Genomic DNA, 25519 nt, shown 5'->3' with positions numbered 1-25519 from the left:
AACTCAGCCCCGCTTGGGAGCGTTCGCGCCGAGCGAGACGTAGTCCAGCCGGAACACGGCGCCGCGCGGATGCAGTTCGTAGCCTTCGACATAGTCGCGGCGCGCGGCGAGCAGGTCGAAGAAGACCGGGATGACGGAGGGCACTTCCTTGTTCATCAGCTCCTGCGCCTGGCCGTAGAGCTCCTTGCGCTTGTCCCCGTCGGAGGTGGTGCGGGCCTCGGCGATCAGGCCGTCGAACTCCTTGTTGTTCCAGCGCGTCTCGTTCCAGGCGGCGTCGGACGTGTAGAGCAGGGAGAAGATGGCGTCGGCGGTCGCCTGCATGTTGTAGAAGCCGACATAGAACGAGCCCTTCTTCCAGACCTGATCCAGATAGGTCGCGTGCGGCATGGTCTGCACGTTGATGCGGAAGCCGGCGGGCGTGGCCATTTCCCGCACCGCGATGCCGAGCTGCGTGCGCGTGCCCGGCTTGTCGGAGGCGATCAGCGTCAGGTCCACGCCATTGGGGAAGCCGGCTTCGGCCAGCAGCTGCTTGGCCTTGTCGTAATCCGGCTTCTTGAGCGGTTGCTCCTTGTAGAAGGGGTAGGCCTGGTTCAGCGGGCTGTCGTTGCCCGGCGTGCCGAAGCCCTGGGCGATGAAGCCGACCAGCGCCTCGCGGTCCACCGCGAGCGCCAGCGCCTGCCGGACGCGGACGTCGGAGAAGGGCTTCTGGTCGCAGCCCATGTTGATGTTGAGGAACTGCCCGGAGGGCACGCGCAGCGGCACCACGCCGCTGGCATTCTGGTAGCGCTGGTACTCTGCCGCGTCGGTGGAATAGACGAGGTCGATATCGCCGGAGATCAGCGCCGAGGTGCCGGCGGACTGGTCGGGGTAGACGACCACTTCCACCCGGTCGAGATGGGGCCGGCCGGGCTCGTAATAATGCTCGTTGCGCGTCACCACGATCTGCCGGTCCGGCTCGTAGGAGACGAGCTTGAAGGGGCCCGTGCCGACCGCCTCGCGGGATAGCCGGTCCAGCCCGCCAGAGATGATGGCGGCGGGCACGACCTTGGCGTTCGGGTAGGTGAGGATGACGGGCAAGTCGGCGGAAGCGCCGTGCAGCGTGATCACCACCTTGTCGTCGCCATCGGCCGCAACCGCCTCGATCGCGCTGATCCCGGCGCGGCCGGGCGAGGCGGTCTTGGGATCGAGGATCGCCTGGAAGCTCGCGACCACGTCTTTCGACGTGCAGGGCGAGCCGTCGGTAAAGACGAGGTTCGGGCGAAGCGTGAAGGTCCAGGTCTTCAGGTCGTCTGAGGCCTGCCACGACTGGGCGAGGTCGGCCTCGGCCGTCATGTCGGGCTTCAGCCGCGTCAGGCCGCTGTAAAGCAACTCGGCGACGAGGTACTCCGGATTCACGCGCACCATCAGCGGGTTAATGACGCTGACCGCCTGATCGACGGAAACGCGAAGCGTGCCGCCCTTCGTGGCGGGGGCGGGAGCGGCGGCAAGGGCCGGCAGGGAGCCGGCCAGCGGCATGGCGCCCAGGGCGCCGAGGGCTGCGGCGCTGGCCATGAAGCGGCGGCGGGAAAGGCTCAGAAAGGTCATTGCTGCGCTCCATCTTGGGCAGTCGGCATGAGGTCGGGTGCGAAGTCGGCGGCGAGATAGGCCAGGATGCTGGTGGCCAGCGCCTTCACGTCGGTCAGGGTCGTGAATTCGTCGGGAGCGTGGGTGTTGTTGTCCGGCCGGGTGAGGCCGCCAAGCAGGATTTCCCGCAGGCCGGTCCTCTGGACGAAGCCCATGTCGGAAGAGGTCGAGGATCCCCATGGCCGGAATTCGGTGAAGCCGAAGCCCTTCGCCAGCGCCGCCTGCCAGCGCGGCCAATGCGGGCCACTGGGGTCTTCCACGGGAATGAGGTGGCCGGTGGTCTCCATGTCGTAGCCGAGCGCCGGACTTGTCTCCATCGCACGGTCGATGACGTCCTGGAGCTCCGCCAGCACGTCTTCGAAGCGCTCTTCCGGCGCATAGCGACGATTGACGAGGATCTCGGCGACGGCCGGCAGGGACGAGCCCTTCTGCCCGGCATGGACGGCGGCGACGGTGAGCAGGCCGTGAAGCGGGCGTTCGCCGTAATGCGGCGGGGCCGGCATGGCGGAAGCGCGGGCCGCGACGGCCGGCTTCAGAGCATTGAGCGCGTTGAGGAGCGGCAAAGCGGCTTCCAGCGCGTTGACGCCGTTGCCGGGATCGCCGCTGTGCCCGCCGCGCCCGCGAACGCGGATAAGGAGGTCGATCGAGCCGAAGCAGCCGGCCCAGATGCGGGGCGCCGCGCCGCCATTGAAGCTGAGCAGGTGACCTTCGACGAGACCCTGCTCGGCGAGATAGCGAATGCCGGGATAGGCGCCGCCTTCCTCGTCCGTGCAGAGGAGCAGCGCCGGATCGTAGGCAAGCTCCAGCCCGGCGGCATCGGCGGCGCGGATCGCCGCGAGCGCCGCGGCGACGGTGCCCTTCATGTCGGCGGCGCCACGGCCGGTCAGCCGGTCGCCATCGCGCGTGAGGCCGAGCGGCGGCACGCTCCAGCCTTCGCCAGGAGGAACGGTATCGGTGTGGAAGTAGAGGGAGCAGACCGGTTTCCCGGTGCGGCGGGTGGCGATGAGATTGACCCGCTCGCCCCGCGCTCCCGGCGCGCGCCAGAGCTCTTCGGGCACGACGACGCGGCGATGTTCGAATCCGGCGGGCGCGGTCGCCGCCTGGATCAGATCGGCGAACGATCCGTAGTTTTCACCCGGCGGATAGCTGGTATCGACGGCCAGCATCCGGCCGAGCTCGGCCTCGACCGCCGCATCGTCATGGGCGATCAGCGCAAGGGCCTTGTCGAAGGCTGCGGAAAGGGCGGCTGGCAAGAACGGGTGCTTTCTCTTTAGGCAGGGTTAAACTATATTCTTTATATGAATGACCGGTCCAGCACTCTTGTCAATCCAGAGCGTCCCGTTCCCCTTTACGAACACGTGAAGCGGCAGGTCTCCGAAGCCATCCTGGTCGGGGAATGGCCGGCGGGCTTCGTGCTCCCGAACGAGGCGGAGCTTGCGCGGCGCTTCGGCGTGGCTGTGGGCACGCTGCGCCACGCGCTGGCCGATCTCGTCGCCGAAGGCATGCTGGTCCGCCGCCGCAAGACGGGAACGGCTGTCACCGGGCGCACGCCCGCTCACAGCCTTCGCTTCTTCTACCGGCACTTTCGGCTGCGCGGGCCGGCAGGCGAGCTTCTGCGCTCCCACACGCAGATCCTCTCCGTCGTTCGGACGCTCGCGGATGCGCGGCAGGCGGCGGCGCTGGAACTTCCGGCCGGCACGGAGCTGGTCAGCCTCACCCGGTTGCGCTCGGTGGAAGGCCGCCCCGTGATGCACGAGGAACTTTCGCTCCCGGCCGCGCGCCTGCCGGATTTCCCGGAGCGTCCGGAAGACGTGGCGGAGCTGCTCTACCTGTATCTGCTGGAGCATTACGGCATCCGCGTCACGGCGGTGCGCGAGCAGGTGACGGCGGAACTCGCCGACGCGGTCGATGCGGCGCGGCTGGACTTGGCCCTTCCCGCCGCGGTGCTTGCCATCCACGAAGTCTCGTTCGACCATACGGGTGTTCCCGTGGTGGCGGGCTGGCATCGTGCGGTGACCGACAAGTACTGCTACATCAACGAGATCAGCTGAAAGCCGGGCGCCGGTTCTAGAGCGAGGCGGCGGCCCGGCAGGACTGGTCGTAATGGCTGGAAAGCGCCCGGATATGGCTGGCGAGCTCGGACAGCATCTCGCCGGAAAATTGCGTCGCCCCGACCGAGGGAACCAGCAGCGCTTCCCGGATCCGGCCATACCGCTCGCAGGCGGCGCGGCCTTCGGCGGTCACCAGCGCCAGCTTCTCCTTGCCGCGCCGGCCGCTCTCCACCAGCTTCAGCCGCTCCAGCTTCTTCAGCGCGTAGGCGACGACATGCGTGTCCTCGATGTTGAGGACGAGGCAGATGTCGGCGAGGGTCTTCGGCTTGTCGCGATGGTTGACGTTGTGCAGCACCGGCACGTCAATCGGGGAAAGGTCCGGCACGCCGGCCGCCGCCATGCAGCGGACCATCCAGCGGTTGAAGGCATGGGTCAGCATGATGACCCCGAACTCCACCTCCGACAGTGCGGGCAGCGCGCGCGGCAAGGTGGCCGGAGGAGAGGATGGGCCCGAGCGCCGGGATTGCGTTCTCTTTGCTGTCCTCCGCCGTCATGATGGTCTCCCCTTCCGTCGAAGAACGCTCTCAGCTGGAGACAAAATGCCGACGAAGTATCGGCGTTGAGGATCTTGCGTGAGGGGAACTGCGATGACCGGCGTCTGGGATTTCTGGATCGACCGCGGCGGCACGCTCACCGATGTCATCGGCCGCGATCCCGCTGGGCGGTTGCACACCCGCAAGATGCTTCGAGGGTCAGAACGAGATCCTGCCCGGCTGCGCGCAGACGATGCTGGAAGCGGGCGAGGCGATCACCGTCATCACGCCCACCGGCGGCGGCTTCGGCGCACCCGAGGCGTGACGCATGGGCGGGCGCGGGCCTCTCCGGCTTGTTTCTTGCATCGGCCACGCCGATGCCAAACCCCGGCAATGCGCGGGGGCAACCTTCGGTTCGGAAGCCTGCAAACTCCGCCCGGCCGGAGATCCCGGTGGTTCTGAATGCGCCGGGGTGCCACCGGCCGTCGGAGGGCAGCCCGTCTTGACGTCCGGGGCGAACGCCGTCTTCCGCCGCGTAAAGGAGATGATGGTCGTGGCGCGGCGTCCGGCCTAGAAGGCTCCGCACGCAGCCGAAACGATTCGACTGCTTCGACGGACACGCGCAAGAGGGTTCATGAGCACGAGCATCGACTTCGATACGGGCTTCTTCGGGCGGCTGCGCGCCGCGGCCGGCGACGAATGGACCGGCTATGTCAGCCATCCTTTCGTGCGGGCGCTGGGGACCGGGTCGCTGCCGGAGGCCTGCTTCCGCCGCTTTCTCGTTCAGGATTATCTGTTCCTGACGCAGTTCGCCCGCGCCTATGGCCTGTCGGTCTACAAGAGCACGAACCTCGCCGATATCCGCGCCGCCGCGGCGGGCGTGGAAGCCGTGCTGGCCGAGATCCCGCTGCATGTGGGTTATTGCGCGGGCTGGGGTCTCGACGAGGCAAGCATGGCGGCCGAGCCGGAAGCGCCGGAAACCATGACCTATACCCGCTATGTCAGCGATGTCGGCCATACCGGGGATATCCTGGATCTCACGGTGGCGCTGATGCCCTGCGTCGCGGGTTACGCGGAAGTGGGCCAGCTTCTGCTCGCCGATCCCGCCACGGTGCTGGACGGCAGCCCCTATGGCGCGTGGCTTCGGAACTACGACAGCGAGGAATACAAGACGAGCGTTCGCACCGCGCTGGACAAGCTGGAGGATCTCAGCCGGCGCTATGGCGGGGAAGCCCGGTTCGAAAGCCTGTCGCGCATTTTCCTGACCGCGACGCGGCTGGAAACCGCTTTCTGGCAGATGGGCCTCGACGCCGCGCGGCCGGAGCCCCGATAACGACAATCCGACCGAGCGGAGGGACTGAGCCGTTGGTTGCCTTGGTAAGACCTCGAATGGACGCAGCCGCGGCCGCGACGCGCGATCAGACGCCGAACGGCGGGAACCCGGGCATCCGGGTCCGGGACCTGACGTTGCGTTTCGGCGCGCAGACGGTTTTCGAGAACCTGTCCTTCGAAATCTCCGGCGGCGAATTCGTGGCGTTGCTGGGCTCCAGCGGCGTCGGCAAGAGCAGCCTGCTCAAGATCATCGCCGGTCTCGCCGATGCCACCGCCGGGTCGGTCATCGGCACCGACGGCCTGCCGATCCCCGGTCGCATCGCCTATATGGGCCAGCAGGACCTGCTTTATCCGTGGCTGACGGTGATGCAGAACGTGACGCTGGGCGCGCGGCTGCGCCGCGAACCCGTCGACCGGCCATGGGCCGAGCACCTGCTTGAGCGTGTCGGTCTGTCCACCCGGCAAAAGGCGCTTCCGGCGGCGCTTTCCGGCGGCATGCGCCAGCGCGCCGCGATCGCCCGCACGCTCTACGAGCGCCAGCCGATCGTGCTGATGGACGAGCCGTTCTCGGCGCTCGACGCGATTACCCGCGCGATGGTGCAGGACTTGGCCGCCGAGCTGCTGGCGGACCGGACCGTGCTCCTCATCACGCATGATCCGCTGGAAGCCTGCCGGCTCGGCCATCATCTGATGGTGCTCTCCGGCCATCCCGCCCGGCTGGGCGAGCCGTTCACGGTGCCCGGCCAGCCGCCGCGCGCGCCGGACGATCCCGCCGTCCTCACCAGCCAGGGCCATTTGCTGCGGCTTCTCGTGGAGGCGTCGCGATGACGGCCGGACGAACCCTTCGTCTCGGCCGTGGCGGGCGTGGACTGCTGATCTTTGTCGGCCTGATCCTCATCTGGTGGGGGCTGACGCTGCTCTTCCGCGTTCCGTCCTACATGCTGCCGACGCCGGACCGTGTGGCAGTCGCGCTCTGGAACGGGCGCGGCTATCTCGCCCATAACGCGCTGATCACCATCTGCGAAATCATGCTGGGGCTCGGTTTCGGCCTGCTGCTCGGCGCCAGCCTCGCGCTCGCCATGATGTTCTCGCCGCTCTTCCAGCGCTGGATGATGCCGGTCCTCGTCGTCAGCCAGGCTATCCCGGTCTTCGCGCTGGCGCCGCTGCTCGTCCTCTGGTTCGGGTTCGGCCTCGCCTCCAAGGTCATCATGGCCATGTTGGTGATCTTCTTCCCCGTCACCGCCTCCTTCTTCGACGGACTGCGGCGGACGGAGACCGGCTGGATCGATCTCGCCAAAACCATGCGCGCTTCGCCCTACGCGCAGCTGCGGCACGTCCGGCTGGTGGCGGCGCTGCCTGCTTTCGGCTCCGGCCTGCGCGTCGCGGCGGCGGTGGCGCCGATCGGCGCGGTCATCGGCGAATGGGTCGGCTCCGCCAGCGGGCTCGGCTATGTCATGCTCAATTCCAACGCCCGCATGCAGACCGACGTCTGCTTCGCGGCGCTCTTCCTCCTGTCGCTGATGGCTGTCTTTCTCTGGCAGCTCGTCGATATCCTCCTGCGCCGGATCCTTTACTGGGTTCCCGACGCCAGCCACCCCGCCGGCAGATCCGCCTGACATCGCACACGAAGGACCGCACGATGCTGAAGAGACTTGTGCTGAATAGACTTGCTCTGGGAACGGTCGCCGCCCTCATAATGATGCAGTCGGCCCATGCCGCCGACAAGCTGACCGTCATGCTCGACTGGTTCATCAATCCGGATCACGCGCCGATCCTGGTGGCCCAGCAGATCGGCGCCTTCAAGGACGAGGGCCTCGACGTTGAGATCGTGCCGCCCGCCGATCCGAGCGTGCCGCCGCGCCTGCTCGCCGCCAAGCAGGTGGATCTCGCCCTCAGCTACCAGCCGCAGCTCTATCTCCTGGCCGACCAGGGCCTGCCGGTGGTGCGCGTCGGCACGCTGATCGACCATCCGCTGAACACGCTGCTGGCGATCGAAGGCAACGGCATCAAGGATATCGCCGGTTTCAAGGGCAAGAAGATCGGCTTCTCCGTCAGCGGCGTGGAGGACGCGACGCTCGGCACCATGCTGGCAAAGGGCGGCCTGTCCGTGAAGGACGTCAGCCTCGTCAACGTCAACTTCCAGCTGGTCAGCGCGCTTCTGTCAAAGCAGGTGGACGGTGTGATCGGCGCCTACCGCAATGTCGAGGTGAACGAGATCAAGGAGCACGGGGTCACCCCGGTGGTCTTCAACGTCGAGGATTACGGCATCCCGGCCTATGACGAACTGATCATCCTCGCCAACAAGGACAGCGCCAAGGACCCGCGCATCCCGAAGTTCCTGGCGGCGCTGAAGAAGGGAACGGACTATCTCCTCGCCCATCCCGCGGAGACCTGGGCCACGTTCGCGAAGGAACATGCGGACCTGAACAACGAGTTGAACAAGGCGTCGTGGCAGCAGACCCTGCCGATGTTCGACAAGGACCCCGCCAAACTCGACGCCGCCCGCTACGAGGCCTACGGCAAGTTTCTCTTCGACAGCAAGCTGATCAAGAAGGAACTCCCGGTCTCCGATTACGCGATCGACGTGACGAAATAATCGGCGGGGCTCGCGCCCCATTGCCGCCGGAAGAGCGAACCCCCGTGCTGGAGATTGCCTTGGCCGAGACGCTGCAGGATTTGCTGAACAAGGTCGACGAGCGGGAAGGCGAGCTGGTCGACCTGCTGACCACGCTGATCGCGTTCGAAACGCCCGCCCCGCCGGCTCGCAACACAAGCGAGGCGCAGGCCTTTATCGGGCGGCATCTCGAAGCGTCCGGCTTCTCCACGGAGACCTGGGACATCTATCCGGGCGATCCCAACGTCGTCGGCGTGCGCAAGGGCCGCCGGTCGGACGGCTTCCGCAGCCTCATCCTCAATGGCCATGTCGACGTCGCGGAAGTCAGCCCCGACGAGCCCTGGGAGACCGGGCCGTTCCAGCCTATCGTCCGCGACGGCGTGGTGATCGGGCGGGGTGCGGCCGACATGAAGGGCGGCCTGGCCGGGGCGCTTTTCGCGGTGCGCCTCCTGCATGAATCCGGTCTGGAACTTCGGGGCGACGTCACCTTCGAATCGGTCATCGGCGAGGAGGTCGGCGAGGCCGGCACGCTTCAGTGCTGCAACAAGGGCTATACGGCTGATCTCGCCGTGGTGGTGGATACCTCCGACCTCCACATGAAGGGGCAGGGCGGGGTCATCACCGGCTGGGTCACGGTGAAGAGCGCTCGCACCTATCATGACGGCACCCGGCGGCAGATGATCCATGCCGGCGGCGGCCTGCATGCCGCCAGCGCCATCGAGAAGATGACCAAGGTGATGGGCGGGCTGCGCGACCTGGAACAGCACTGGGCCGTGACCAAGAGCTATCCCGGCTGCCCGCTCGGCTCCACGACCATCAACCCCGCCGTGATCGAGGGCGGCCGCCACGCCGCCTTCATCGCCGACGAATGCCGGCTCTGGATCACCGTCCACTTCTATCCCAACGAAACGCATGAGGAGATCACGCGCGAGATCGAGGCGCATATCGCGGCGGTCGCTGCCGCCGATCCATGGCTCCGGGAAAACCCGCCCACCTTCGTCTGGGGCGGCAAGTCGATGATCGTCGATCGCGGCGAGATCTTCCCGTCGCTGGAGGTCGATCCCGGGCATCCGGGCGTCCAGCTTCTGGCAAGCCATCATCTGGGCGTCACGGGCACCCGGCCGGAGATGGACGTCTCGTCCAGCGTCACCGATGGCGGCTGGTTCGGCGCGGCGGGCATTCCGGCCGTGATCTATGGACCGGGCGAACTGCGGCAGGCCCACTCGGTCAACGAGCAGGTTTCGATCGAACAGCTGAAGACCTTCACGAAAGTGCTGCTCGGCTTCATCCACGACTGGTCGAACACGCCCCGCTGAGGCCCGTCGGACCTCCGGGGAGCTTCAGTCCCACATGCCCTCGTGCAGGGCGGCGGCTTCCTCCACCAGCAGCGGGCCGATCACCTCCACCGCGCGCTGGCCGGCCTCGAACACCGCGCGGCAGGGCAGGTCCAGCGTCGGGTTCTCCGGGTGGTCGCCGGTGATCGCCTTGAGCTGCTTCTCACTCAAGCCGTAGACCACGCGTCTGATCCCGACCCAGTAGGCCGCGCCGGCGCACATCGCGCAGGGCTCGGCCGACGTGTACATGCTGCATTCCTTCAGAAAAGCCGCGTCATAGGTCTTGGAGGCGCGCGTCATCAGTACGCGTTCGGCGTGGCCGGTCATGTCGTGGTCGGGCTGGAAGGCATTCTGCTGCTCCATCAGAACGGTCCCGTCCGGCCCGACCAGCACCGCGCCGAAGGGGTGGGTGCCGGCTTCGCGCGCCTCGCGGGCGACCCGGAATGCCTCCCTCAGCAGCGCCTCGTGATCGGACATCTTTTCCATCGCGATCTCCCGGGGTTCATCTCGCGTTCCGTCGCGTCGATCCTAGCTGCCCGGCGCTGCCCGGCCAACCGTATCGCGGAAGCCAGGCCGTGCCCGGAGATTTCCAACAGAAGAAACCTGAAATCTGAATTCTACTATTGACGTCGCTCGCCGCTGTCTTCAAAGTTGACGTCAAGAGTTGACAATGTCGCACGCATCTTCACCCCCTCCCACGCCGCCGCTGCACCCGCGAGAGCACGGATCTCCGCGCGAGATCGCATCGGACGCCCTCCTGGGCGGCCGGCGCGAACTGGTGATCATGCATGGCTCGGAGCGCTACGTGCTCCGCCAAACGCGGCAGGGAAAGCTCATTCTCACGAAGTGACGGGCAGGCTTCCATGACGGACATCAGGGGTATCGGGGGCAGCGCGCCCAAGGCGTTCTTCCAGAGCGGGATGCGGTCGCGCGACCTCGCGGCGGAGATGGGCATTTCCGAAGCGGAGCTGCTGGCCGATCACGAAGGCCCGGAAGTGTCGCCGCTTCGCCTCGACGCGCCGGCGCTGCTGGCGGCGCTGCCGACGCTCGGCGAGGTCATGTGCCTGACGCGCAACGAAGTGGCCGTGCATGAGAAGGTGGGCACCTTCGGCGTCACCAGGCTCAGCGACCATGCGGGTTTCATGCGCAACGGCGAGCTCGATCTCCGTCTTTTCCCCAAGGTCTGGAGCGCGGCCTTTGCCGTGGAGCTTCCCGGCGATGGCGGCCCGCGCCGCAGCCTGCAGATCTTCGACCGCCATGGCGACGCCGCGGTGAAGGTTCATCTCCGCCCGTCCTCCGATGTCGCCGCCTTCGACGAGATCCGCCTGCGCTTCGCCATTGCGGCGCCGCTGCGGCTGGATCTCTCGCCCGCGCCGGTCGCACCGCTGGCGGTGGCCCAGCCGGAAGACCCGGAGGGCTTCCTCCGCTCCTTCCAGGCGATGACCGACGTCCACCAGTTCTTCCCGCTGCTGAAGCGTCACGATCTCGCGCGGCGGCAGGCGCTTTCGCTGCTCGATGGCACCTATGCCGCGCGGCTCACGGAGACCGCGCCGCGCCTGCTGATGGAGCGCGCGGCCGGGCGGGGACAGCCGATCATGTGCTTCGTCGGCAGTCGCGGCTGCATCCAGATCCACAGCGGTCCGATCCAGACGGTGAAGCCGGTCGGACCCTGGCTGAACATCCTCGACCCCGGGTTCAACCTGCATCTGCGCGAGGACCTCGTCGCGGAGGCCTGGCGCGTTCGCAAGCCCAGCCGCTTCGGCTTCGTCACCTCCGTGGAGCTCTATGACGCGGCCGGCAGTCTGGTGACGCAGTTCTTCGGCGTGCGCGACGAGGACAAGGCGGAAGACCCGAACTGGAACGCGCTGGCGGAAAGCCTGCCGGAGATGCCGCGTTGAGACCGTCCGCCAAGGAATCGGTCCGGCTCGTTGCCCTCACTGTGTTGTGGATCGGCGCGGCCCTGCCGGTTCGCGCGGAGACGGCGCATATCGTCCGGGATGCCGCCGGGCGACAGGTGACCGTCGATGACCTCTCCCGCATCGTGTCCGTCGGTGGTGCCACGACCGAAATCCTCTACGCCCTCGGCCTGCGGGATCGTATCGCGGCGGTGGACACGACCAGCCTCTTCCCGCCGCAGGCGCTGAAGGACAAGCCGAATGTCGGCTACATGCGCCAGCTTTCGCCGGAAGGCGTGCTGTCGCTGCGGCCGAGCCTGATCCTGGCGGAAGAAGGCTCCGGGCCTGCCCCGACGATCGCGTTTCTGGAGAAAGCGTCCGTGCCCTTCGTCCTCGTGCCGAGCGAGCAGGATGCGGCCGGGGTGGCGAAGAAGATCCGCTTCATCGCCGACGTCGCGGGCGAGAGCGCGAAGGGCGAAACCTTCGCCAAAACCGTGGAGGCCGATCTCGACCGGGTGGAAAAGGCGGTGGCCGAGGTGCCCTCGCGCGCCAGGGTGCTCTTCGTGCTGAGCCAGCGCGGCGGCCGGGTCATGGCGGCGGGGCAGGGTACGGCAGCCGATGCCATGCTGAAGCTTGCCGGGGCGGAAAACGCGATCCATGGCTATGACGGCTACAGGCAGCTCAGCACGGAGGCGCTGCTCGCCGCCGCTCCCGACGCCATCGTCGTGATGGGCAATGGCGGCGACGGCCTGAACGCGGAGAGCATCAAGTCTGACGCCGCGCTGGCGGCCACACCCGCGGTCCGCAACGACCGGATCGTCGTCATGGACGGCCTTTATCTTCTCGGCTTCGGCCCACGTATCGCCTTCGCGGTCCGCGATCTCGCCGCCGCGCTTTATCCCGACCTCGCTCTGCCTGAACTGGAGGCGCGTCCCTGGATGAGCGCCGGCCGATGATGGCGGAGGGCTTCCTGCCCCTGCCGTTTCGACGCGGCGAGGGCGCGGCGGAGGTCATTGCCGGTGACCGCGCGCCGCTCGGGCGGCTGGTGGCCGGGCTGCTTGTCCTGATTCTGATCGCGACGATCCTGATTTCGGTGGCGACCGGCCCCACCGGCTTTCTGCCCGGCCGTGCGATCACTCTGCCGCTCGCCCGGCTCGCGGGCGTCACCGATGCGCTCGCCGCGCGCGACTGGCTGATCCTTTACGAGATCCGCCTGCCACGCGCGGTGCTGGGCGGATTGATCGGCGGCGTGCTCGCGATTTCCGGCTGCGTGATGCAGGGGCTCTTTCGCAATCCTTTGGCAGATCCCGGTCTCGTCGGCGTCTCCTCCGGCGCGGGGCTTGCGGCGGTCGCGGTCATCGTCCTGGGCGATGCGCTGTTCGGCGGCCTCGACCTGCCCGTCGGTCTGCTGTTGCCGGTCGGCGCCTTTGTCGGCGCGCTCGGCACCACACTGCTGCTCTACCGGATCGCGACGCGGGACGGCCAGACCTCGATCGCCATGATGCTGCTGGCCGGCATCGCCATCGCGGCCCTTTCCGGCGCGCTCACCGGCCTCCTCGTGCTGGCCAGCGACGATCGCCAGCTTCGCGATGTCACCTTCTGGACCATGGGCAGCCTCGGCGGCGCAAGCTGGACGGCGGTGGCCGCCATGCTGCCCTTCGCGCTCGCGACATTCGCGATCCTCCCGGCGATTGCGCGTGGACTGGACGCCATGCTGCTCGGCGAGAGCGAGGCCCAGCATCTCGGCTTTTCCGTGCAGCGGCTGAAACGCATCGCCATCTTCGCCGTGGCTGCTTCCGTCGGCGGCGCGGTGGCGCTGGCCGGGCCGATCGGCTTCATCGGCATTCTCGCTCCCCACCTGCTGCGGCTGGTGATCGGCCCGCGCCATGCGCTGCTGCTGCCGGCATCCGGCCTGCTCGGGGCGGTGCTCCTGATCGGTGCCGACACGATCTGCCGCACCGTCATCGCACCGGCCGAACTGCCGATCGGCATCGTGACGGCGCTGATCGGGGCGCCCTTCTTTCTCTGGCTCCTGCTCGGTCGCCGCAGCCTGCTGGCCGCCGCATGATCCGCGCGGAAGGCCTTTCGGTCGCGCTTTCCGGCCGCAAGGTGCTGGAGAACATCGACCTGCAGCTTCGCGCCGGCGAACTCTGCATCGTGATCGGACCGAATGGAGCGGGAAAGTCGACGCTGTTGAAGGCGTTGACCGGCACGCTCGCACCCGCGACCGGCCGTGTGCTCTTCGACGGGCGCGATCTCGCGGACTGGCCGCGGCGGCAACTGGCGCAACGCCGCGCCGTGCTGGCGCAATCCACGGAGGTCGGCTTTCCCTTCACTGTCTATGAGGTCGTGTCGCTTGGCCTGACCGTGGCGGATACGCTCCAGCCCGAGGAGAGGCGCCGCATACCCCTCGCCCTGCTTTCCCGCGTCGGGCTCGATGGCTGCGGGGGCCGGCTTTATCGCCAGCTTTCCGGGGGAGAGCAGCAGCGCGTGCAGATCGCCCGGATCCTGGCCCAACTGGAATGCGGCGGCTCCCCCGCATCCGAGCGCTGGCTTTTCCTCGACGAGCCAACCGCCAGCGTCGACATTCGCCACCAGTTCACCATTCTCGACATTGCGCGCGACCACGCCCGGCAAGGCGGCGGCGCACTGGCGATCCTGCACGACCTCAACATCGCGGCGCTCTACGCCGACCGGCTGGTCGTCCTCTCCGGCGGCCGGATCGTGGGAGAGGGCGCGCCGGTCGACATCATGACCGAAGGCCTGATCGAAAGCGCGTTCGGCGTGCGCCTCCAGGTCCAGCTTCACGGCGGCACCGGCCGGCCCGCGGTGCTGCCGCATGCCCGCCGGTAACGGGTCCGGCGCGCGTTGAAGCCACGCAGCGAGAGTTCATGCGCGCCGCCGGAAGCTTCAAGGACTTTCAATGCTTTTCGGCGATCCTGCACAACGACGAACGACAGGAAGGGCGGCGATGGAAGCCAGGATCAGTGTCAGGGACCTGCATTACGAGCCGGATCACGAGAACCGTGAGAAGGCCTGCATGGACGTCATGGTTCGCTCGGAAGACCGGGTCTTCAACTTCGCGTTTTCCTTCCAGCTCCGCGAACAGACCGGTAACGTAGACGCCACACTGCAGGAAGGCCGCGAATGCCTGATCGACCTGTTCCGCGCGGCGCTGGATGACCTCGAGTCGGCGCAGCTGCAAACGGAATAGTCCGGCCGCCTTCACATCGTGCGGATCTTCGTGCGGCACTATGACGTTTGGTCGGAAAACAATCGTGATGAATTGATGATCCTGTTCGCGGATTACCGCGGGAGACCATGATGCTTGCCGCCATTCGTGACTTTCTCACCTCCCTGTCCGGCCCGGCAGACCGGCATTTCGGAGAGGACGATCAGCGGCTCGCGCTGGCGGCCCTTCTCGTTCACGCCATGTCGGTGGACGGCAAGATCAGCGAGCCCGAGCGTGACAAACTGCGGGATATCCTGGCCTCGCAATTCCGGCTGAGCGACGAAGATCTCGAGGCGCTTGTCGCCGATGCCGTCGCCGCGGAAGGCGAAGCGGTCGATCTTTATCGCTTCACCAGCGTCCTGAAGCGGCATTTCACCCAAGAGCAATGCCGGCGGGTGGTGGAGGATCTCTGGGAGATCGTCTTCGCCGATGGGGTCGCGCATGAATTCGAGGAGAACCTCGTCTGGCGCGTGGCCGAGCTTCTGGCCGTGTCGCGCGAGGATCGCCTTGCGATCAAGGCCAAGGTGGCCGAAAAATTGCTAGGGTGATTCGACCGACGGTCGAGGCACACTCCGCCCGGCCATCCTTTCGCCTTCTCAGCCCTGCATTCCGCACACGCCATGACCGCCGCACCGAAGATACTGATCGTTCTTCACCAGGAAACGTCGAGCCCCGGAAAGCTGGGGCAGATGCTGGTTCGCAAGGGATTCACCCTGGATATCCGGCGGCCGCGCTTTGGCGATCCGCTGCCGGACACGATGGCGGGCTATTCCGGCGCGGTGATCTTCGGCGGTCCGATGAGCGCCAACGACAATGACGACTTCGTCCGGCGCGAGATCGAGTGGATCGGTGTCTGCCTCCGCGAGGGGGCGCCGTTCCTCGGTATCTGCCTGGGCGCGCAGATGCTGGTGAAGCATCTCGGCGGCGATGTCTGCACTCATTGCGACGGCGCGGTGGAGATCGGCTTTTACAAGCTGGAGCCGACCGAGTCGGGTCGCCAGTTCATCGACTGGCCGCGCATGGTCTATCAGTGGCACCGCGAGGGGTTCGACATGCCCACCGGCTGCGACTTGCTGGCGCGCGGCGAGTTCTTCGAAAACCAGGCCTTCCGCACGCAGGACACGGCCTTCGGCCTCCAGTTCCACAGCGAACTCACCTATGCGATGGCCTGCCGCTGGACGACGCATGGCGCGTCGCGCATGTCTCTGCCGCAGGCGCGGCCCCGTTCCGACCATCTCGGCGGCTGGTTCCGGTACGATCCCGTGGTGCGGGAATGGCTCTGGGGCTTCCTCGACCTGTGGCTGGCGCAGGATCGCCGGGCGCTGGCCGGCAACATCCGCGCGGCCTGAGCCGTTCAGCCTTCGCCGGATACGTCGGACGGCGCGCTTGCGAACAGCGTCGCCTCCACCCAGTCGACCACCTCGCCGACGCTTTCCGCCACTGGACCTTCCGGCGCTTTCGGTCGGCTGACCAGCACGATCGGCAGGCCGAGATTGCGCGCGGCGACGATCTTCGCGCCGGCCCGGCCGCCGGAATCCTTGGAAACGATCCACTCGACGCGGTGCTTCCTGAGGAGCTCCGCTTCCTCCCGCCAATCGCTGGCAGGCCGCCCCAGGACCAGTTCGCCCGGCGGCAGCGGTTCGCCGAAGGCCGGTGCTTCGATCATGCGAACCAGGCACCAGAGATCCGGGCGTGCGGCAAAGGCGGCGGCCTCCCGACGCCCTGCCGCCACGAAGACGCGCGCGCCGGAAGGCAGCAGCGCGACCGCATCGCCGATGCTGCTGGCGTCGTGGATCGTGTCGCCTGTCAGGCGCTGGAAGGGTGGCCGCACCAGCTTGAGGCGCGGAACGCCGGCGCGCTCAGCCGCTTCCGCCGCATGGGCGGCGATGCGGGCGGCGAAGGGATGGGTGGCGTCGATCAGCGCGTCGTAACGGTCGTTTGTCAGCGTCGCGGCGAGCCCGTCGGGTCCGCCGAAGCCGCCGCGCCTCGTGCGCCCGGCAACCGGCGTCGGCAGCTGCGTCAGCCCGGCAAGCGACGTCACCGTGTCGAGCCTGTTGTCGCCCGCGAGCCTTGCCGCGATTTCGGCGGCCTCGGCCGTGCCGCCCAGAAGAAGAATTCGTGCCATCACGCGTCCCGGTCGAAGCCGCTCTCGGCCAGCACCTCACCGGCCCGGCCGACCACCAGCACGTTAACACGAACCGGGCCATCGCCGAGCACGGAACGCGCGGTATCCCGTGCCTTCAGGCCGACGATGGCCGCGAGCGGCACGCCCGCCGCATCGGCGCGGGACAGAGCCTCGGCCGCCGTGTTCACGCCTTCCAGCGCTTCGATGAGGCCCGGCGGCGCGCCATGCTCGCGGGCAAGCGTCGCGAGATAGCTCTTGTCCACCTGCGAGCGCGCGGAATGAAGGTCCAGCGCGCCTTGCGCCAGCTTTGTGAGCTTGGCGAAGCCGCCGGAAATCGTCACCTGCGGGACGGGATGGGTACGGAGATATTTCAGCATGCCGCCGGCGAAATCGCCCATGTCGATCAGCGCGGAAACCTCCAGGCCGTAGCGGTTCTGCACCGCCTGCTCGGACATATTGCCGGTCGAGCCCGCGACATGGGCGAGGCCGCCCGCGCGCGCGACATCAATGCCGCGATGGATGGAAGCGATCCAGGCGGCGCAGGAGAAGGGCACCACGATGCCCGACGTTCCGAGCACCGAGAGGCCGCCGACAATGCCGAGACGCGGGTTCCACGTCTTCTCTGCCAGTGCCGCCCCGCCGACGATGGAAATCTCGATTTCCGCATCCGGCGCGACGCCGATCTCGGAAAGAGCCTCGATCATCATGGCGCGCGGAACGGGATTGATCGCAGGCTCGCCCGGCGGGATCGGCAGGCCGGGCCGGGTCACCGTGCCGACGCCCGCGCCCGCGCGAAAGCGGATGCCGGTGCCGGTTTCGCCCCGGCGCACGGTCGCGACCACCTCCGCGCCATGCGTCACGTCGGGATCGTCGCCCGCATCCTTGATCACGGAGGCGCTGGCCCAGTCAGCTCCCCGATCCGTGCGGGCGAGAGCAAAGGCCGGCGTCTCGCCGCGCGGCAGGCGGATGGTGACGGGATCGGGGAAATCGCCCGTCAGGAGCGCATTCCATGCGGCCTTCGCCGCGGCCGTGGCGCAGGCGCCCGTCGTCCAGCCGCGGCGGAGCGGCCGGTCTTCCCCCCGGTTGGGGCGTCGTGCTCCGTCGTCGGGCGAGTGGGGAGGCATGCCCCTCTATAGAGACTGCGACGGCCGTCACCAATGCGCTTTTGCACAACCGTCTTCGCGGCTAAAAGGAGCGCATGGATTCCCCCGCTCGCAACCCTCTCCTTGCCGATCTCCCGGTCTTCGAACCCGGATGGGTGTGGCTCGTGGGAGCGGGCCCGGGCGATCCCGGCCTGTTAACCCTGCATGCCGCGAACGCGATCTCGCAGGCCGACATCATCGTCTATGACGCGCTGGTGGACGAACGGATCATGTCGCTCGCGCGGCCCGGGGCAACGGTGGAATATGCGGGAAAACGTGGCGGCAAGCCCTCGCCGAAGCAGCGGGACATCTCGCTCCGGCTGGTGGAACTCGCCCGGTCCGGCAAGCGCGTCTGCCGCCTGAAGGGCGGCGATCCCTTCGTCTTCGGGCGCGGCGGCGAGGAAGCGTTGACGCTGGTGGAAGCGGGCATTCCGTTCCGCATCGTGCCCGGCATCTCCGCCGGCATCGGCGGGCTCGCCTATGCCGGCATCCCCGTGACCCACCGCGACGTCAACCAGGCGGTGACGTTCCTGACCGGCCACGACCAGACCGGGCTCGCGCCATCCTCCATCGACTGGGCGGCCATCGCCAAGGGCTCTCCGGTCATCGTCATGTACATGGCGGTGAAGCATCTCGACCAGATCACGGGCGCGCTGATGGCGGCGGGCCGCAAGGCGGATGAAGCCGTGGCGATCGTTTGCGATGCGACGACGGAGAAGCAGCGCGTGCTGGAGACGACGCTTGGCCGCGCCGCCGACGATCTCCGCGCCAGCGCGCTGGAACCGCCGGCAATCGTGGTGGTGGGCGAGGTCGTGCGGCTGCGCGCCGCGCTGGACTGGATCGGCGCGCTCGACGGCCGCACGCTGGAAAGCGATCCCTTGGGCACGCGCCACGCCGCGACGGAAACGCGCCTGGCGTGACGGTGGACCCCACGCCGCGCGGGCTGCTCGTCGCCGCCGCCTCCAGCCATTCCGGCAAGACCACGGTCACGATCGGTCTCATCGCCGCCCTGCGGGAGCTCGGCCTCTCGGTCGCGGCGGCGAAATGCGGGCCGGACTATCTCGATCCGCGCTTTCTGGAAGCCGCCAGCGGCGGCGTGGCGATCAATGTCGATCCCTGGGCGATGGGCCCGGACAGGGTGCGCGTCCGGCTCGCCGCCCACGCGGCGGCAACGGACATTCTCGTCGTGGAGGGCGTGATGGGCCTCTTCGACGGCGGTGCGCACGGCGCGGGATCGACGGCCGAACTGGCGCGGATCACCGGCCTGCCGGTGCTGCTCGTTGTTTCCGCGCAAGGCATGGCGCAGTCGGCGGCGGCGATCGCGGAAGGGTTCGCGCGCATGGCGGACGGCATACGCATCGTCGGGGCCGTGGTGAACGGGGTCGGCTCCGAACGCCACGCGCGGCTGATCCGCGAAGGTTTCGCCAGAGCCTCAGTGCCGCTCGTCGGCCTTGTCCGTCGCGATCCCGGCGTGGCGCTGCCATCGCGGCACCTCGGTCTGGTGCAGGCGGAAGAGCATGTCGATCTCGCGTCGCGCGTCGCGCTGGCCGGCCGGCTCGTGGCTGACGGGTGCGATCTCGATTCGATCATTGGCTCGGCCGATCGGATCCTGCCGGCAGCCCGGGCCGAAGCGTCCGCCGGTCGGCTCGTCCCGCTTGGGCAGCGCGTCGCCGTGGCGCGCGACCGCGCATTCGGCTTCGCCTATCCGCATCTCCTCTCCGACTGGCGCGGGCAGGGGGCGGAAATCCGGTTTTTCTCGCCGCTGGCCGACGAGCCGCCGGACGCGGAGGCCGACGCGGTCTTCCTGCCGGGCGGCTATCCCGAACTGCATGGCGGCACGCTCGCGGCTGCGGATCGGTTTCGCGCGGGCATGGGGGCCGCGGCGGGGCGCGGTGCGCTGATCTACGGCGAGTGCGGCGGCTACATGAGCCTCGGTGAAAGCCTCATCGATGCGGAGGGGCGGGAGCATCGGATGCTCGGCCTGCTGCCGCTCTCCACGAGCTTTGCCCGGCGGAAGCTGCATCTCGGCTATCGCCGGTTGATGCCGCTGGCCGACCTCCCGTGGCCATCGGAACTGCGCGGCCACGAATTCCACTATGCGACGATCCTGCGCGAGGGCGACGCGGAGCGACTCTTCGCGGCGGAAACCTCCGATGGCGAGGATCTCGGCGCGATGGGGCTCAGGCGCGGCCGCGTCATGGGCTCCTTCGCCCATGTCATCGACGCCGCCCCGCTGTAATCGCGCCCTCAGTCGGGCTTGGACTTGCTGGCCTTCGGTTTTCTCGGAGGCGGGCGCAGCACATGGCTATGCGCAGCGTCGTAAAGCGCGGAGTCGCGGAAATCCTTCTTCTCCAGCGCTTGCCCGACCAGAACCAGAGCCGTGCGCGTGAGCTTGGCCTCGCGAACCTTGTCGCGGATATCGGCCAGTGTGCCGTGGATGAAGCTCTCGTCCGGCCAGCCGACCCGATAGGCGACGATCACGGGGCAGTCCGGCCCGTAGAAGGGGGTCAGCTCCCGCTCGACCGCCAGCAGGTTGCGGATCGAGAGGTGAATCGCCAGCGTGGCGCGCGAGCGGCCGAGCGTCGCCAGGTCCTCGCCCTCCGGCATGGCGGAGGACTGCATGGCCGTGCGCGTCAGGATGATGGTCTGGCTGACCTCGGGGATCGTCAACTCGCGGCCAAGCGCGGCGGCGGCTGCCGCAAAGGCGGGAACGCCGGGCGTGATGTCGTAGGCGATATCCAGCGCGTCGAGCCGTCGGATCTGCTCGGCGATTGCGCCGTAGATCGAGGGATCGCCGGAATGGACCCGCGCCACCTCCTGCCCGGCAGAGACGGCGCGCCGCATCTCTTCGAGGATTTCGTCGAGATGCATGGACGCGGTGTCGAGAACCCGCGCACCGGCCGGAGCGGAAGCGACGATCTCGGTCGGCACCAGCGAGCCGGCATAGAGGCAGACCGGACAGCGCTCGATCAGCTTCAGCCCGCGCACCGTGATGAGATCCGGCGCGCCGGGGCCGGCACCGATGAAATGCACCTTCGGGGCATCGAGTTCTGCGGGCACTGGGGCGTTCATGAGGCGATCCGTTTCTTCTCGTAGCCGCGTGGCGTGTAGGTCCAGGTCCGCCCGGCGGCCGTCACCTGCCGGGTGCTTGATGCGCCGACGACGACGACGGTCAGCATGTCGACGGCTTCGATGTCGAGATCCGCGAGGGCGACGGTCTCCACCCGCTCGCCATCGCGTCCGAGATTGCGGGCGAGGATGACAGGCGTGTCCGGTGGCCGGTGCGCGAGCAGGATCTCACGCGCGGCCGCCAGCTGGGTGCGGCGGCGCTGCGAAACCGGGTTATAGAAGGCGACGACGAAATCGCCTTCCGCCGCCGCGCGCACGCGCCGCTCGATGGCGTCCCAAGGCGTCAGCAGGTCGGAGAGCGAAATGGCGCAGAAATCGTGACCGAGCGGCGCGCCGGCGCGGGCCGCTGCCGCCTGCATCGCGGAAATGCCGGGGGAAACCAGGATCTCGGCGCGCTTCGTACCGTCGGAAACATCACCGGCATCGAGACATTCGAAGGCGAGCGTCGCCATGGCATAGATGCCCGCGTCGCCGGATGAAACCAGCGCCACGTTCCGCCCCTCGCCGGCCAGCGCCAGCGCCTTCCGCACGCGCGCTTCCTCCGAGCCGAGATCGGAATCGAAGCGCTCGGCCCCGGTTGCTATGGCGTCTATGAGGTCAAGATAGAGAGAATAGCCAACGATGGCGTCCGCCTGCCCCAGCAGCCGCCGCGCTTCGGGCGTCAGCCAGTCATGCGTGCCGGGGCCGATGCCGATGATGGCGAGGCGTCCGCGGGCGCGTCCTGTCGCGGCCGGGTCGAGGACTTCCGGGGCAACGGCGATGGCGCAGGTCGCGCGCCGGCTCTTGCGCTTTTCCACCACGAGGCTGCCGAGCGCGCCAACGGCGGCGAGGGCCGCGCCTTCGGCCACGCCGTGGCAGCCGATCTCGCGGAAAACGATCTCGGACGGGTTGGCGAGACGCGCGGCTTCCGCCTCCAGTTCTTCCGCCGGGTAGAAGCGGGCCGGCACGCCGAAATGCGCGGCGGCGGCATGGATCGCCGGCTCGTCCGCCTTCAGATCGACGGATACGATCGCGGCAACCGACTGGCTGGCGAGCCCGGCGCTGGCGAGCGCCTCCTGCGCCAGCGCGATCACCTCCTGCGGCTCGGCGTTGCGTTCGCAGCCAAGCCCCAGTGCCAGCCGGCGGGGATGAAACACCAGCGTGCGTTCGTCGCCTGCCACATCCGCCGTGGTCGCGACGAGGCGAATGGGCCCGCTCTCGCGGAGCGGCAAGTCACTGGCGGCGAGCCAGTCGGCGTCGCCCTCCAGCCGCCCCTCCGCGCCGGCCAGAAGCGCGGCCATGACCGGCTTCGCATCGGCGGGATTGGCAAGGCTCCAGCCCTCCGGGGGCTGGTCGAGCGCGATGCCGAAGCTGACGTCGCCGGCGGTCGTGATCGCCGGGTGGGCGCCCAGCCTGTCGGCAAGCCTGCGCGCAAGATCGTTGGCGCCGTGATGGCCTCCGAGCAGCGGCACGACGGCCGAACCGTCCTCCGCAACGGTCAGCACCGGCGCGTCGGTATGCTTGTCGGTGAGCACCGGCGCGAGAATACGGATCAGGATCCCCGCCGCGCAGATGCCGACGATGGGGCGACCTTCGGAGAAGAGCGCGCGGAGATGCGCGGCCGTGTCGGTGAAGCTACGGTCGGCCGCGAGCGGCGCCTTGGCATGAACTTCGCCGCCGAGCGAAGCGGTGCCGCGACGGGCGAGCGCGACGCCGGCTTCGGTGAGGGCGACGAAGACCGGGGAGGGGGTCACGATTTCGATCTTTCCGGCAACAGGATCATGGAAAAATAGGGAGCGTCGGGGGCGGCCAATTGCGCGAGCGGCCTGACGCGCTGGTCGGGCCGGGTGGCGCGTTCGACATAGAAGGCACCTTCGATGCGGCCGAGACGCTCCAGCAGGGCGCGAATGCGGGCCAGGTGACGGCCGACCTTCATGATCGCGGCGGCATCGGCGTTCGCCAGCCGCGCTTCCAGGGACGGGTCGTCCAGCGTTGCCGGGAGCACGGTCAGCGTCGCGTCGCGCCGGACCAGCGGCACGGCGGCCGCGGCCGCGCAGGCGGTGATCGAGGCTATCCCCGGCACGATCGTGCAGGGAAACCGGCCGCCGAGCCGGTCGTGCAGATACATGAAGGAGCCGTAGAAGAAGGGATCGCCTTCGCAGAGCACGGCGACATCGCGACCGTCTTCGAGGTGTGCCGCGATCTCGCCGGCGGCCTTGTCGTAGATCTCCACGGGCTCGCGTCCCGGCCGCATCGGCATGGCGATGGCGATTTCGGTACGGCCGGCGGGGATGAACTCCGCGGCGATCGCGCGGGCGCTGGAATCGCCGCCTTCCGGGCCGAGATAGGCGACGACCGCAACGCGATCGAGGAGCCGCACGGCCTTCAGCGTCATCAGTTCGGGATCGCCCGGCCCGACGCCGATTCCGTAGAGATGTCCGGGCTGCGTCATGGCTTCACCCAGGCCCATTGCGTGACGGGCATGGCCGGTCGCCAGCCCTGGAAGGGACCGACAGGCTCGGCGCGGGCGACCTGGAGGCGCACGAGTTCGCCGCCATGCCCGGCGTAGGCGGCGAGCAGCGTGGCCTCCGTTTCCAGCGTCACGGCATGGGCGACGAGGCGACCGCCGGGCGTCAGGGCACCCAGGGATGCGGAGATCGTCGCGGCCGAGATGCCGCCACCGAGAAAGATGGCGTCCGGTGCAGGCAAACCGGCCAGCGCCTCGGGAGCATGTCCATCGCGGATCTGCAGTGAGGGAACGCCGAGCGCGGCGGCGTTGCGCGCGGCGAGGTCGCGCCGGGCAGGTTGTGGTTCCAGCGCGATGGCGATGGCGCGATCGGCGGCGCGCATCCATTCCACGGATATCGAGCCGGAGCCCGCGCCGACATCCCAGAGGAGCGCTCCCGGATGCGGCATGAGCTTCGCCAGCGCCAGCGCGCGCACCTCGCGCTTCGTCATCTTGCCGTCGTGGACGAAAGCCTCGTCCGGGAGACCGGCCGTGCGTGGCCACCAGCGCGCGCCGGGACCGGCGACGCATTCGACCGCGAGCGTGTGGAGATCCGGCGCGTCACTCCGCCATTTCGAAGCGAGGGCCTCGATCCGCGCTTCCGAAGCGCCTCCCATGTGGCAGAGCGCCGTCATGCGGCTTTCTCCGAAGCCATGCGTGACCAGCCATGCCGCGACCTTCGCCGGGGCGGATGCCTCCGACAGCGCGAGAAGGCGCGCGCCGGGATGGACGTGCAAAGCGAGGCTCTCGACCGGACGTCCGTGCAGCGTCAGCGTCGCCACGGCGGGGAGCGGCCATTTCAGCCGCGCGGCGGCAAGGGAAAAGGCGGAGAGATGTGGCAGGACCGTCATCTCCCCGGCCGGGAGATGGCGCAGCAGGGTGGCGGCGATGCCGAAGTTCAGGGGATCGCCGCTGGCCAGAATCACGGTTCGTTTCCCCCTGAGGGGGCCGATTCGTTCTACCAGAACAGACAGGGGACTCGGCCAAGCCATCCGCTCCGCGGAGCCCGCGTCCGGCACCATCGCAAGGTGGCGCTCGCCGCCGATCAGGATCTCGGCCTCCCCGACCAACACGCGGGCAGATTCGGAGAGACCGGCGAGACCGTCCTCGCCGATGCCGACGACCGAAAGCCAGGGGCCGCTCATGCGTCGGCCCCGCCGAGGATCAGGGCGTTCACGGCGGCCGATGCCATGGCGCTGCCGCCGCGCCGGCCGTTCAGCGCGATGAACGGAATGCCGAATTCGTTCGCCGCCAGTGCGGCCTTGGATTCCGCCGCGCCGACAAAGCCCACCGGGAAGCCCAGCACGAGCGCGGGCCGGGGCGCGCCTTCGGCCACGAGTTCGAGCAGCCGGAAAAGCGCGGTCGGCGCGTTGCCGATCACCACGATGGCGCCGTCGAAGCGCTCGGCAAGGCGTTCAAGCCCGGCGGCCGTTCGGGTCAGGCTGGTTTCCGCAGCGAGCTTCGCCGCGCCCGGCTGGTCGAGCGCCACGACCACCTCGTTGCCGGCCGTCAGGCGCGCCTGCATGATGCCGGCGGCAACCATGCGCACGTCGCAAAGAATCGGCGCACCGGCGGCGAGCGCGCCCAGTCCGGCCTGCCCCGCGCCGGCGGAAGAGACGAGATCGGCTGCAACCTCCGGCATGCCCGAGGCATGGACGACGCGGAGCGCGAGCGGGGCGACATCCGGCGGCAGCGCGGATACGTCCAATTCGGAGCGGATGATCTCGAAGGAGCGGCGGGTGATCTCGCCGGGCGCGCGGATGTAATCGTAAGGCGGTCGCGACGGGGGCCGCGATCGGGTGGGCTTCGATGGCGGCGCCAGCTCGCTCCGGGGATGGCCGAGGATCCAGCCTTCTTCCTCGACGATCTCGCGGCGGAGTTCGGCATCGGTGACGCCGGGCAGCTCGAAGCAGCTTGCAAGCGCTTCGCGCCCGTCGAGCGCCGCAAAGTGCTCCGCCATGGCGATCACCTGCGTCCGATCCAGCGGCACGCCGGCTTCGCGGGTCACGCTGACGAGCGCGGGG

27 protein-coding genes and 1 pseudogene are annotated in these 25519 nt (G+C 68.4%); 17 read left to right on the top strand and 11 right to left on the bottom strand.

Annotated features, from left to right (window positions below; all coding sequences use genetic code 11):
* Positions 1-3: 3 nt before the first annotated feature.
* Both BMY25_RS15250 and BMY25_RS15245 read right to left on the bottom strand, forming a co-directional pair.
* Positions 4-1584, bottom strand: coding sequence for an ABC transporter substrate-binding protein (locus tag BMY25_RS15250; protein ID WP_092498057.1), 1581 nt, complete (start codon positions 1582-1584; stop codon positions 4-6).
* Positions 1581-2876 carry a M20 family metallopeptidase gene (locus tag BMY25_RS15245; protein WP_238858364.1) on the bottom strand — a complete coding sequence of 432 codons (1296 nt, stop codon included), beginning with the start codon at positions 2874-2876 and terminating at the stop codon, positions 1581-1583. The genes BMY25_RS15250 and BMY25_RS15245 overlap by 4 nt, the downstream gene beginning before the upstream one ends.
* Before the next feature lie 105 nt (positions 2877-2981).
* Between BMY25_RS15245 and BMY25_RS15240 the strand changes: the two genes are divergently transcribed.
* Positions 2982-3674, top strand: a complete 693-nt coding sequence (locus BMY25_RS15240; protein ID WP_238858363.1) for a GntR family transcriptional regulator — start codon at positions 2982-2984, stop codon at positions 3672-3674.
* 16 nt (positions 3675-3690) lie between these two features.
* On the opposite strand, the gene BMY25_RS15235 is transcribed toward BMY25_RS15240, so the two are convergent.
* Positions 3691-4113: a winged helix DNA-binding protein gene (locus BMY25_RS15235; RefSeq protein ID WP_346432149.1), complete on the bottom strand. Its 423-nt coding sequence runs from the start codon at positions 4111-4113 to the stop codon at positions 3691-3693.
* Between the two features lie 208 nt (positions 4114-4321).
* Between BMY25_RS15235 and BMY25_RS21375 the strand changes: the two are divergent.
* The 6 genes and pseudogenes from BMY25_RS21375 to BMY25_RS15205 all read left to right on the top strand — a co-directional run.
* A pseudogene (locus BMY25_RS21375) lies at positions 4322-4420 on the top strand (hydantoinase/oxoprolinase N-terminal domain-containing protein); the annotation flags it as partial.
* A gap of 421 nt (positions 4421-4841) precedes the next feature.
* Positions 4842-5540, top strand: coding sequence for a TenA family protein (locus BMY25_RS15225; RefSeq protein ID WP_092498051.1), 699 nt, complete (start codon positions 4842-4844; stop codon positions 5538-5540).
* Between the two features lie 56 nt (positions 5541-5596).
* Positions 5597-6367 (top strand): ABC transporter ATP-binding protein, encoded by a 771-nt coding sequence (locus tag BMY25_RS15220; RefSeq protein ID WP_092498049.1) that lies wholly within the window; start codon positions 5597-5599, stop codon positions 6365-6367.
* Positions 6364-7155, top strand: a complete 792-nt coding sequence (locus BMY25_RS15215; RefSeq protein WP_092498047.1) for an ABC transporter permease — start codon at positions 6364-6366, stop codon at positions 7153-7155. Before BMY25_RS15220 ends, BMY25_RS15215 begins: the two co-directional genes overlap by 4 nt.
* A gap of 23 nt (positions 7156-7178) precedes the next feature.
* Entirely contained in the window at positions 7179-8135 is a 957-nt protein-coding gene (locus BMY25_RS15210; RefSeq protein ID WP_238858362.1) for an ABC transporter substrate-binding protein, read from the top strand.
* 44 nt (positions 8136-8179) lie between these two features.
* Positions 8180-9469 (top strand): acetylornithine deacetylase, encoded by a 1290-nt coding sequence (locus BMY25_RS15205; protein ID WP_304529034.1) that lies wholly within the window; start codon positions 8180-8182, stop codon positions 9467-9469.
* 24 nt (positions 9470-9493) lie between these two features.
* Here the strand turns inward: BMY25_RS15205 and BMY25_RS15200 are convergent, their stop codons facing one another.
* Positions 9494-9973: a nucleoside deaminase gene (locus BMY25_RS15200; protein WP_428976974.1), complete on the bottom strand. Its 480-nt coding sequence runs from the start codon at positions 9971-9973 to the stop codon at positions 9494-9496.
* A 184-nt stretch (positions 9974-10157) separates the two neighbouring features.
* Between BMY25_RS15200 and hemP the strand changes: the two genes are divergently transcribed.
* The 8 genes from hemP to BMY25_RS15160 all read left to right on the top strand — a co-directional run bounded on the left by hemP (position 10158) and on the right by BMY25_RS15160 (position 15963).
* Positions 10158-10337, top strand: a complete 180-nt coding sequence (gene hemP / locus BMY25_RS21320) for a hemin uptake protein HemP (protein ID WP_092498045.1) — start codon at positions 10158-10160, stop codon at positions 10335-10337.
* A gap of 13 nt (positions 10338-10350) precedes the next feature.
* The gene (locus BMY25_RS15190) at positions 10351-11385 is read left to right on the top strand and encodes a hemin-degrading factor (protein ID WP_177176881.1); all 1035 of its coding nucleotides are present in this window, start codon (positions 10351-10353) and stop codon (positions 11383-11385) included.
* Positions 11382-12338 carry a heme/hemin ABC transporter substrate-binding protein gene (locus BMY25_RS15185; RefSeq protein ID WP_092498041.1) on the top strand — a complete coding sequence of 319 codons (957 nt, stop codon included), beginning with the start codon at positions 11382-11384 and terminating at the stop codon, positions 12336-12338. The genes BMY25_RS15190 and BMY25_RS15185 overlap by 4 nt, the downstream gene beginning before the upstream one ends.
* Positions 12338-13450 (top strand): FecCD family ABC transporter permease, encoded by a 1113-nt coding sequence (locus BMY25_RS15180; protein ID WP_238858370.1) that lies wholly within the window; start codon positions 12338-12340, stop codon positions 13448-13450. Before BMY25_RS15185 ends, BMY25_RS15180 begins: the two co-directional genes overlap by 1 nt.
* Positions 13447-14235, top strand: a complete 789-nt coding sequence (locus BMY25_RS15175; protein WP_092498037.1) for a heme ABC transporter ATP-binding protein — start codon at positions 13447-13449, stop codon at positions 14233-14235. Before BMY25_RS15180 ends, BMY25_RS15175 begins: the two co-directional genes overlap by 4 nt.
* A gap of 70 nt (positions 14236-14305) precedes the next feature.
* On the top strand, positions 14306-14596 hold the full coding sequence (locus tag BMY25_RS15170) for a hypothetical protein (RefSeq protein WP_143061988.1): 291 nt from the start codon (positions 14306-14308) through the stop codon (positions 14594-14596).
* 107 nt (positions 14597-14703) lie between these two features.
* Positions 14704-15162: a tellurite resistance TerB family protein gene (locus BMY25_RS15165; RefSeq protein ID WP_238858361.1), complete on the top strand. Its 459-nt coding sequence runs from the start codon at positions 14704-14706 to the stop codon at positions 15160-15162.
* Positions 15163-15234: 72 nt separating this feature from the next.
* Positions 15235-15963 carry a glutamine amidotransferase gene (locus BMY25_RS15160; RefSeq protein WP_092498033.1) on the top strand — a complete coding sequence of 243 codons (729 nt, stop codon included), beginning with the start codon at positions 15235-15237 and terminating at the stop codon, positions 15961-15963.
* 5 nt (positions 15964-15968) lie between these two features.
* On the opposite strand, the gene BMY25_RS15155 is transcribed toward BMY25_RS15160, so the two are convergent.
* Both BMY25_RS15155 and BMY25_RS15150 read right to left on the bottom strand, forming a co-directional pair.
* A complete protein-coding gene (locus BMY25_RS15155; protein WP_092498031.1) occupies positions 15969-16739 on the bottom strand; it encodes a cobalt-precorrin-6A reductase in 771 nt (256 codons plus the stop codon).
* On the bottom strand, positions 16739-17863 hold the full coding sequence (locus BMY25_RS15150; protein WP_092498029.1) for a cobalt-precorrin-5B (C(1))-methyltransferase: 1125 nt from the start codon (positions 17861-17863) through the stop codon (positions 16739-16741). Before BMY25_RS15150 ends, BMY25_RS15155 begins: the two co-directional genes overlap by 1 nt.
* A gap of 74 nt (positions 17864-17937) precedes the next feature.
* Here BMY25_RS15150 and cobA point away from each other — a divergent pair, with 74 nt between their 5' ends.
* Both cobA and BMY25_RS15140 read left to right on the top strand, forming a co-directional pair.
* Positions 17938-18801 (top strand): uroporphyrinogen-III C-methyltransferase, encoded by an 864-nt coding sequence (cobA, locus tag BMY25_RS15145; RefSeq protein ID WP_092498027.1) that lies wholly within the window; start codon positions 17938-17940, stop codon positions 18799-18801.
* Positions 18798-20120 carry a cobyrinic acid a,c-diamide synthase CobB gene (locus tag BMY25_RS15140; protein WP_238858360.1) on the top strand — a complete coding sequence of 441 codons (1323 nt, stop codon included), beginning with the start codon at positions 18798-18800 and terminating at the stop codon, positions 20118-20120. Before cobA ends, BMY25_RS15140 begins: the two co-directional genes overlap by 4 nt.
* A gap of 8 nt (positions 20121-20128) precedes the next feature.
* On the opposite strand, the gene cobM is transcribed toward BMY25_RS15140, so the two are convergent.
* The 5 genes from cobM to BMY25_RS21215 are packed head-to-tail and all read right to left on the bottom strand — an operon-like array spanning position 20129 to position 25317.
* Positions 20129-20953: a precorrin-4 C(11)-methyltransferase gene (gene cobM / locus BMY25_RS15135; RefSeq protein WP_092498025.1), complete on the bottom strand. Its 825-nt coding sequence runs from the start codon at positions 20951-20953 to the stop codon at positions 20129-20131.
* The gene (cobJ, locus tag BMY25_RS15130; protein ID WP_092498023.1) at positions 20950-22743 is read right to left on the bottom strand and encodes a precorrin-3B C(17)-methyltransferase; all 1794 of its coding nucleotides are present in this window, start codon (positions 22741-22743) and stop codon (positions 20950-20952) included. Before cobJ ends, cobM begins: the two co-directional genes overlap by 4 nt.
* The gene (gene cobI, locus BMY25_RS15125; RefSeq protein ID WP_177176880.1) at positions 22740-23441 is read right to left on the bottom strand and encodes a precorrin-2 C(20)-methyltransferase; all 702 of its coding nucleotides are present in this window, start codon (positions 23439-23441) and stop codon (positions 22740-22742) included. Before cobI ends, cobJ begins: the two co-directional genes overlap by 4 nt.
* Positions 23438-24640: a precorrin-6y C5,15-methyltransferase (decarboxylating) subunit CbiE gene (gene cbiE, locus BMY25_RS15120; protein WP_092498021.1), complete on the bottom strand. Its 1203-nt coding sequence runs from the start codon at positions 24638-24640 to the stop codon at positions 23438-23440. Before cbiE ends, cobI begins: the two co-directional genes overlap by 4 nt.
* Positions 24637-25317, bottom strand: coding sequence for a precorrin-8X methylmutase (locus BMY25_RS21215; RefSeq protein ID WP_428976975.1), 681 nt, complete (start codon positions 25315-25317; stop codon positions 24637-24639). The genes cbiE and BMY25_RS21215 overlap by 4 nt, the downstream gene beginning before the upstream one ends.
* Positions 25318-25519: the final 202 nt, after the last annotated feature.

Source organism: Faunimonas pinastri (assembly GCF_900110915.1).
Lineage (GTDB): Bacteria > Pseudomonadota > Alphaproteobacteria > Rhizobiales > Afifellaceae > Faunimonas > Faunimonas pinastri.
Note: the sequence above shows the minus strand (reverse complement) of the source record. Positions and strands in the feature narration are given on the sequence as shown.

What these genes read in the sequence shown, in the direction of transcription:
- BMY25_RS15250 (WP_092498057.1), bottom strand. Translation starts at nt 1,584, where the DNA reads ATGACCTTTCTGAGCCTTTCCCGCCGCCGCTTCATGGCCAGCGCCGCA.
- BMY25_RS15235 (WP_346432149.1), bottom strand. Translation starts at nt 4,113, where the DNA reads ATGCTGACCCATGCCTTCAACCGCTGGATGGTCCGCTGCATGGCGGCG.
- BMY25_RS15225 (WP_092498051.1), top strand. Translation starts at nt 4,842, where the DNA reads ATGAGCACGAGCATCGACTTCGATACGGGCTTCTTCGGGCGGCTGCGC.
- BMY25_RS15220 (WP_092498049.1), top strand. Translation starts at nt 5,597, where the DNA reads ATGGACGCAGCCGCGGCCGCGACGCGCGATCAGACGCCGAACGGCGGG.
- BMY25_RS15215 (WP_092498047.1), top strand. Translation starts at nt 6,364, where the DNA reads ATGACGGCCGGACGAACCCTTCGTCTCGGCCGTGGCGGGCGTGGACTG.
- BMY25_RS15210 (WP_238858362.1), top strand. Translation starts at nt 7,179, where the DNA reads ATGCTGAAGAGACTTGTGCTGAATAGACTTGCTCTGGGAACGGTCGCC.
- BMY25_RS15200 (WP_428976974.1), bottom strand. Translation starts at nt 9,973, where the DNA reads ATGGAAAAGATGTCCGATCACGAGGCGCTGCTGAGGGAGGCATTCCGG.
- hemP (WP_092498045.1), top strand. Translation starts at nt 10,158, where the DNA reads ATGTCGCACGCATCTTCACCCCCTCCCACGCCGCCGCTGCACCCGCGA.
- BMY25_RS15190 (WP_177176881.1), top strand. Translation starts at nt 10,351, where the DNA reads ATGACGGACATCAGGGGTATCGGGGGCAGCGCGCCCAAGGCGTTCTTC.
- BMY25_RS15180 (WP_238858370.1), top strand. Translation starts at nt 12,338, where the DNA reads ATGGCGGAGGGCTTCCTGCCCCTGCCGTTTCGACGCGGCGAGGGCGCG.
- BMY25_RS15175 (WP_092498037.1), top strand. Translation starts at nt 13,447, where the DNA reads ATGATCCGCGCGGAAGGCCTTTCGGTCGCGCTTTCCGGCCGCAAGGTG.
- BMY25_RS15170 (WP_143061988.1), top strand. Translation starts at nt 14,306, where the DNA reads ATGCTTTTCGGCGATCCTGCACAACGACGAACGACAGGAAGGGCGGCG.
- BMY25_RS15165 (WP_238858361.1), top strand. Translation starts at nt 14,704, where the DNA reads ATGATGCTTGCCGCCATTCGTGACTTTCTCACCTCCCTGTCCGGCCCG.
- BMY25_RS15160 (WP_092498033.1), top strand. Translation starts at nt 15,235, where the DNA reads ATGACCGCCGCACCGAAGATACTGATCGTTCTTCACCAGGAAACGTCG.
- BMY25_RS15155 (WP_092498031.1), bottom strand. Translation starts at nt 16,739, where the DNA reads ATGGCACGAATTCTTCTTCTGGGCGGCACGGCCGAGGCCGCCGAAATC.
- BMY25_RS15150 (WP_092498029.1), bottom strand. Translation starts at nt 17,863, where the DNA reads ATGCCTCCCCACTCGCCCGACGACGGAGCACGACGCCCCAACCGGGGG.
- cobA (WP_092498027.1), top strand. Translation starts at nt 17,938, where the DNA reads ATGGATTCCCCCGCTCGCAACCCTCTCCTTGCCGATCTCCCGGTCTTC.
- cobM (WP_092498025.1), bottom strand. Translation starts at nt 20,953, where the DNA reads ATGAACGCCCCAGTGCCCGCAGAACTCGATGCCCCGAAGGTGCATTTC.
- cobI (WP_177176880.1), bottom strand. Translation starts at nt 23,441, where the DNA reads ATGACGCAGCCCGGACATCTCTACGGAATCGGCGTCGGGCCGGGCGAT.
- cbiE (WP_092498021.1), bottom strand. Translation starts at nt 24,640, where the DNA reads ATGAGCGGCCCCTGGCTTTCGGTCGTCGGCATCGGCGAGGACGGTCTC.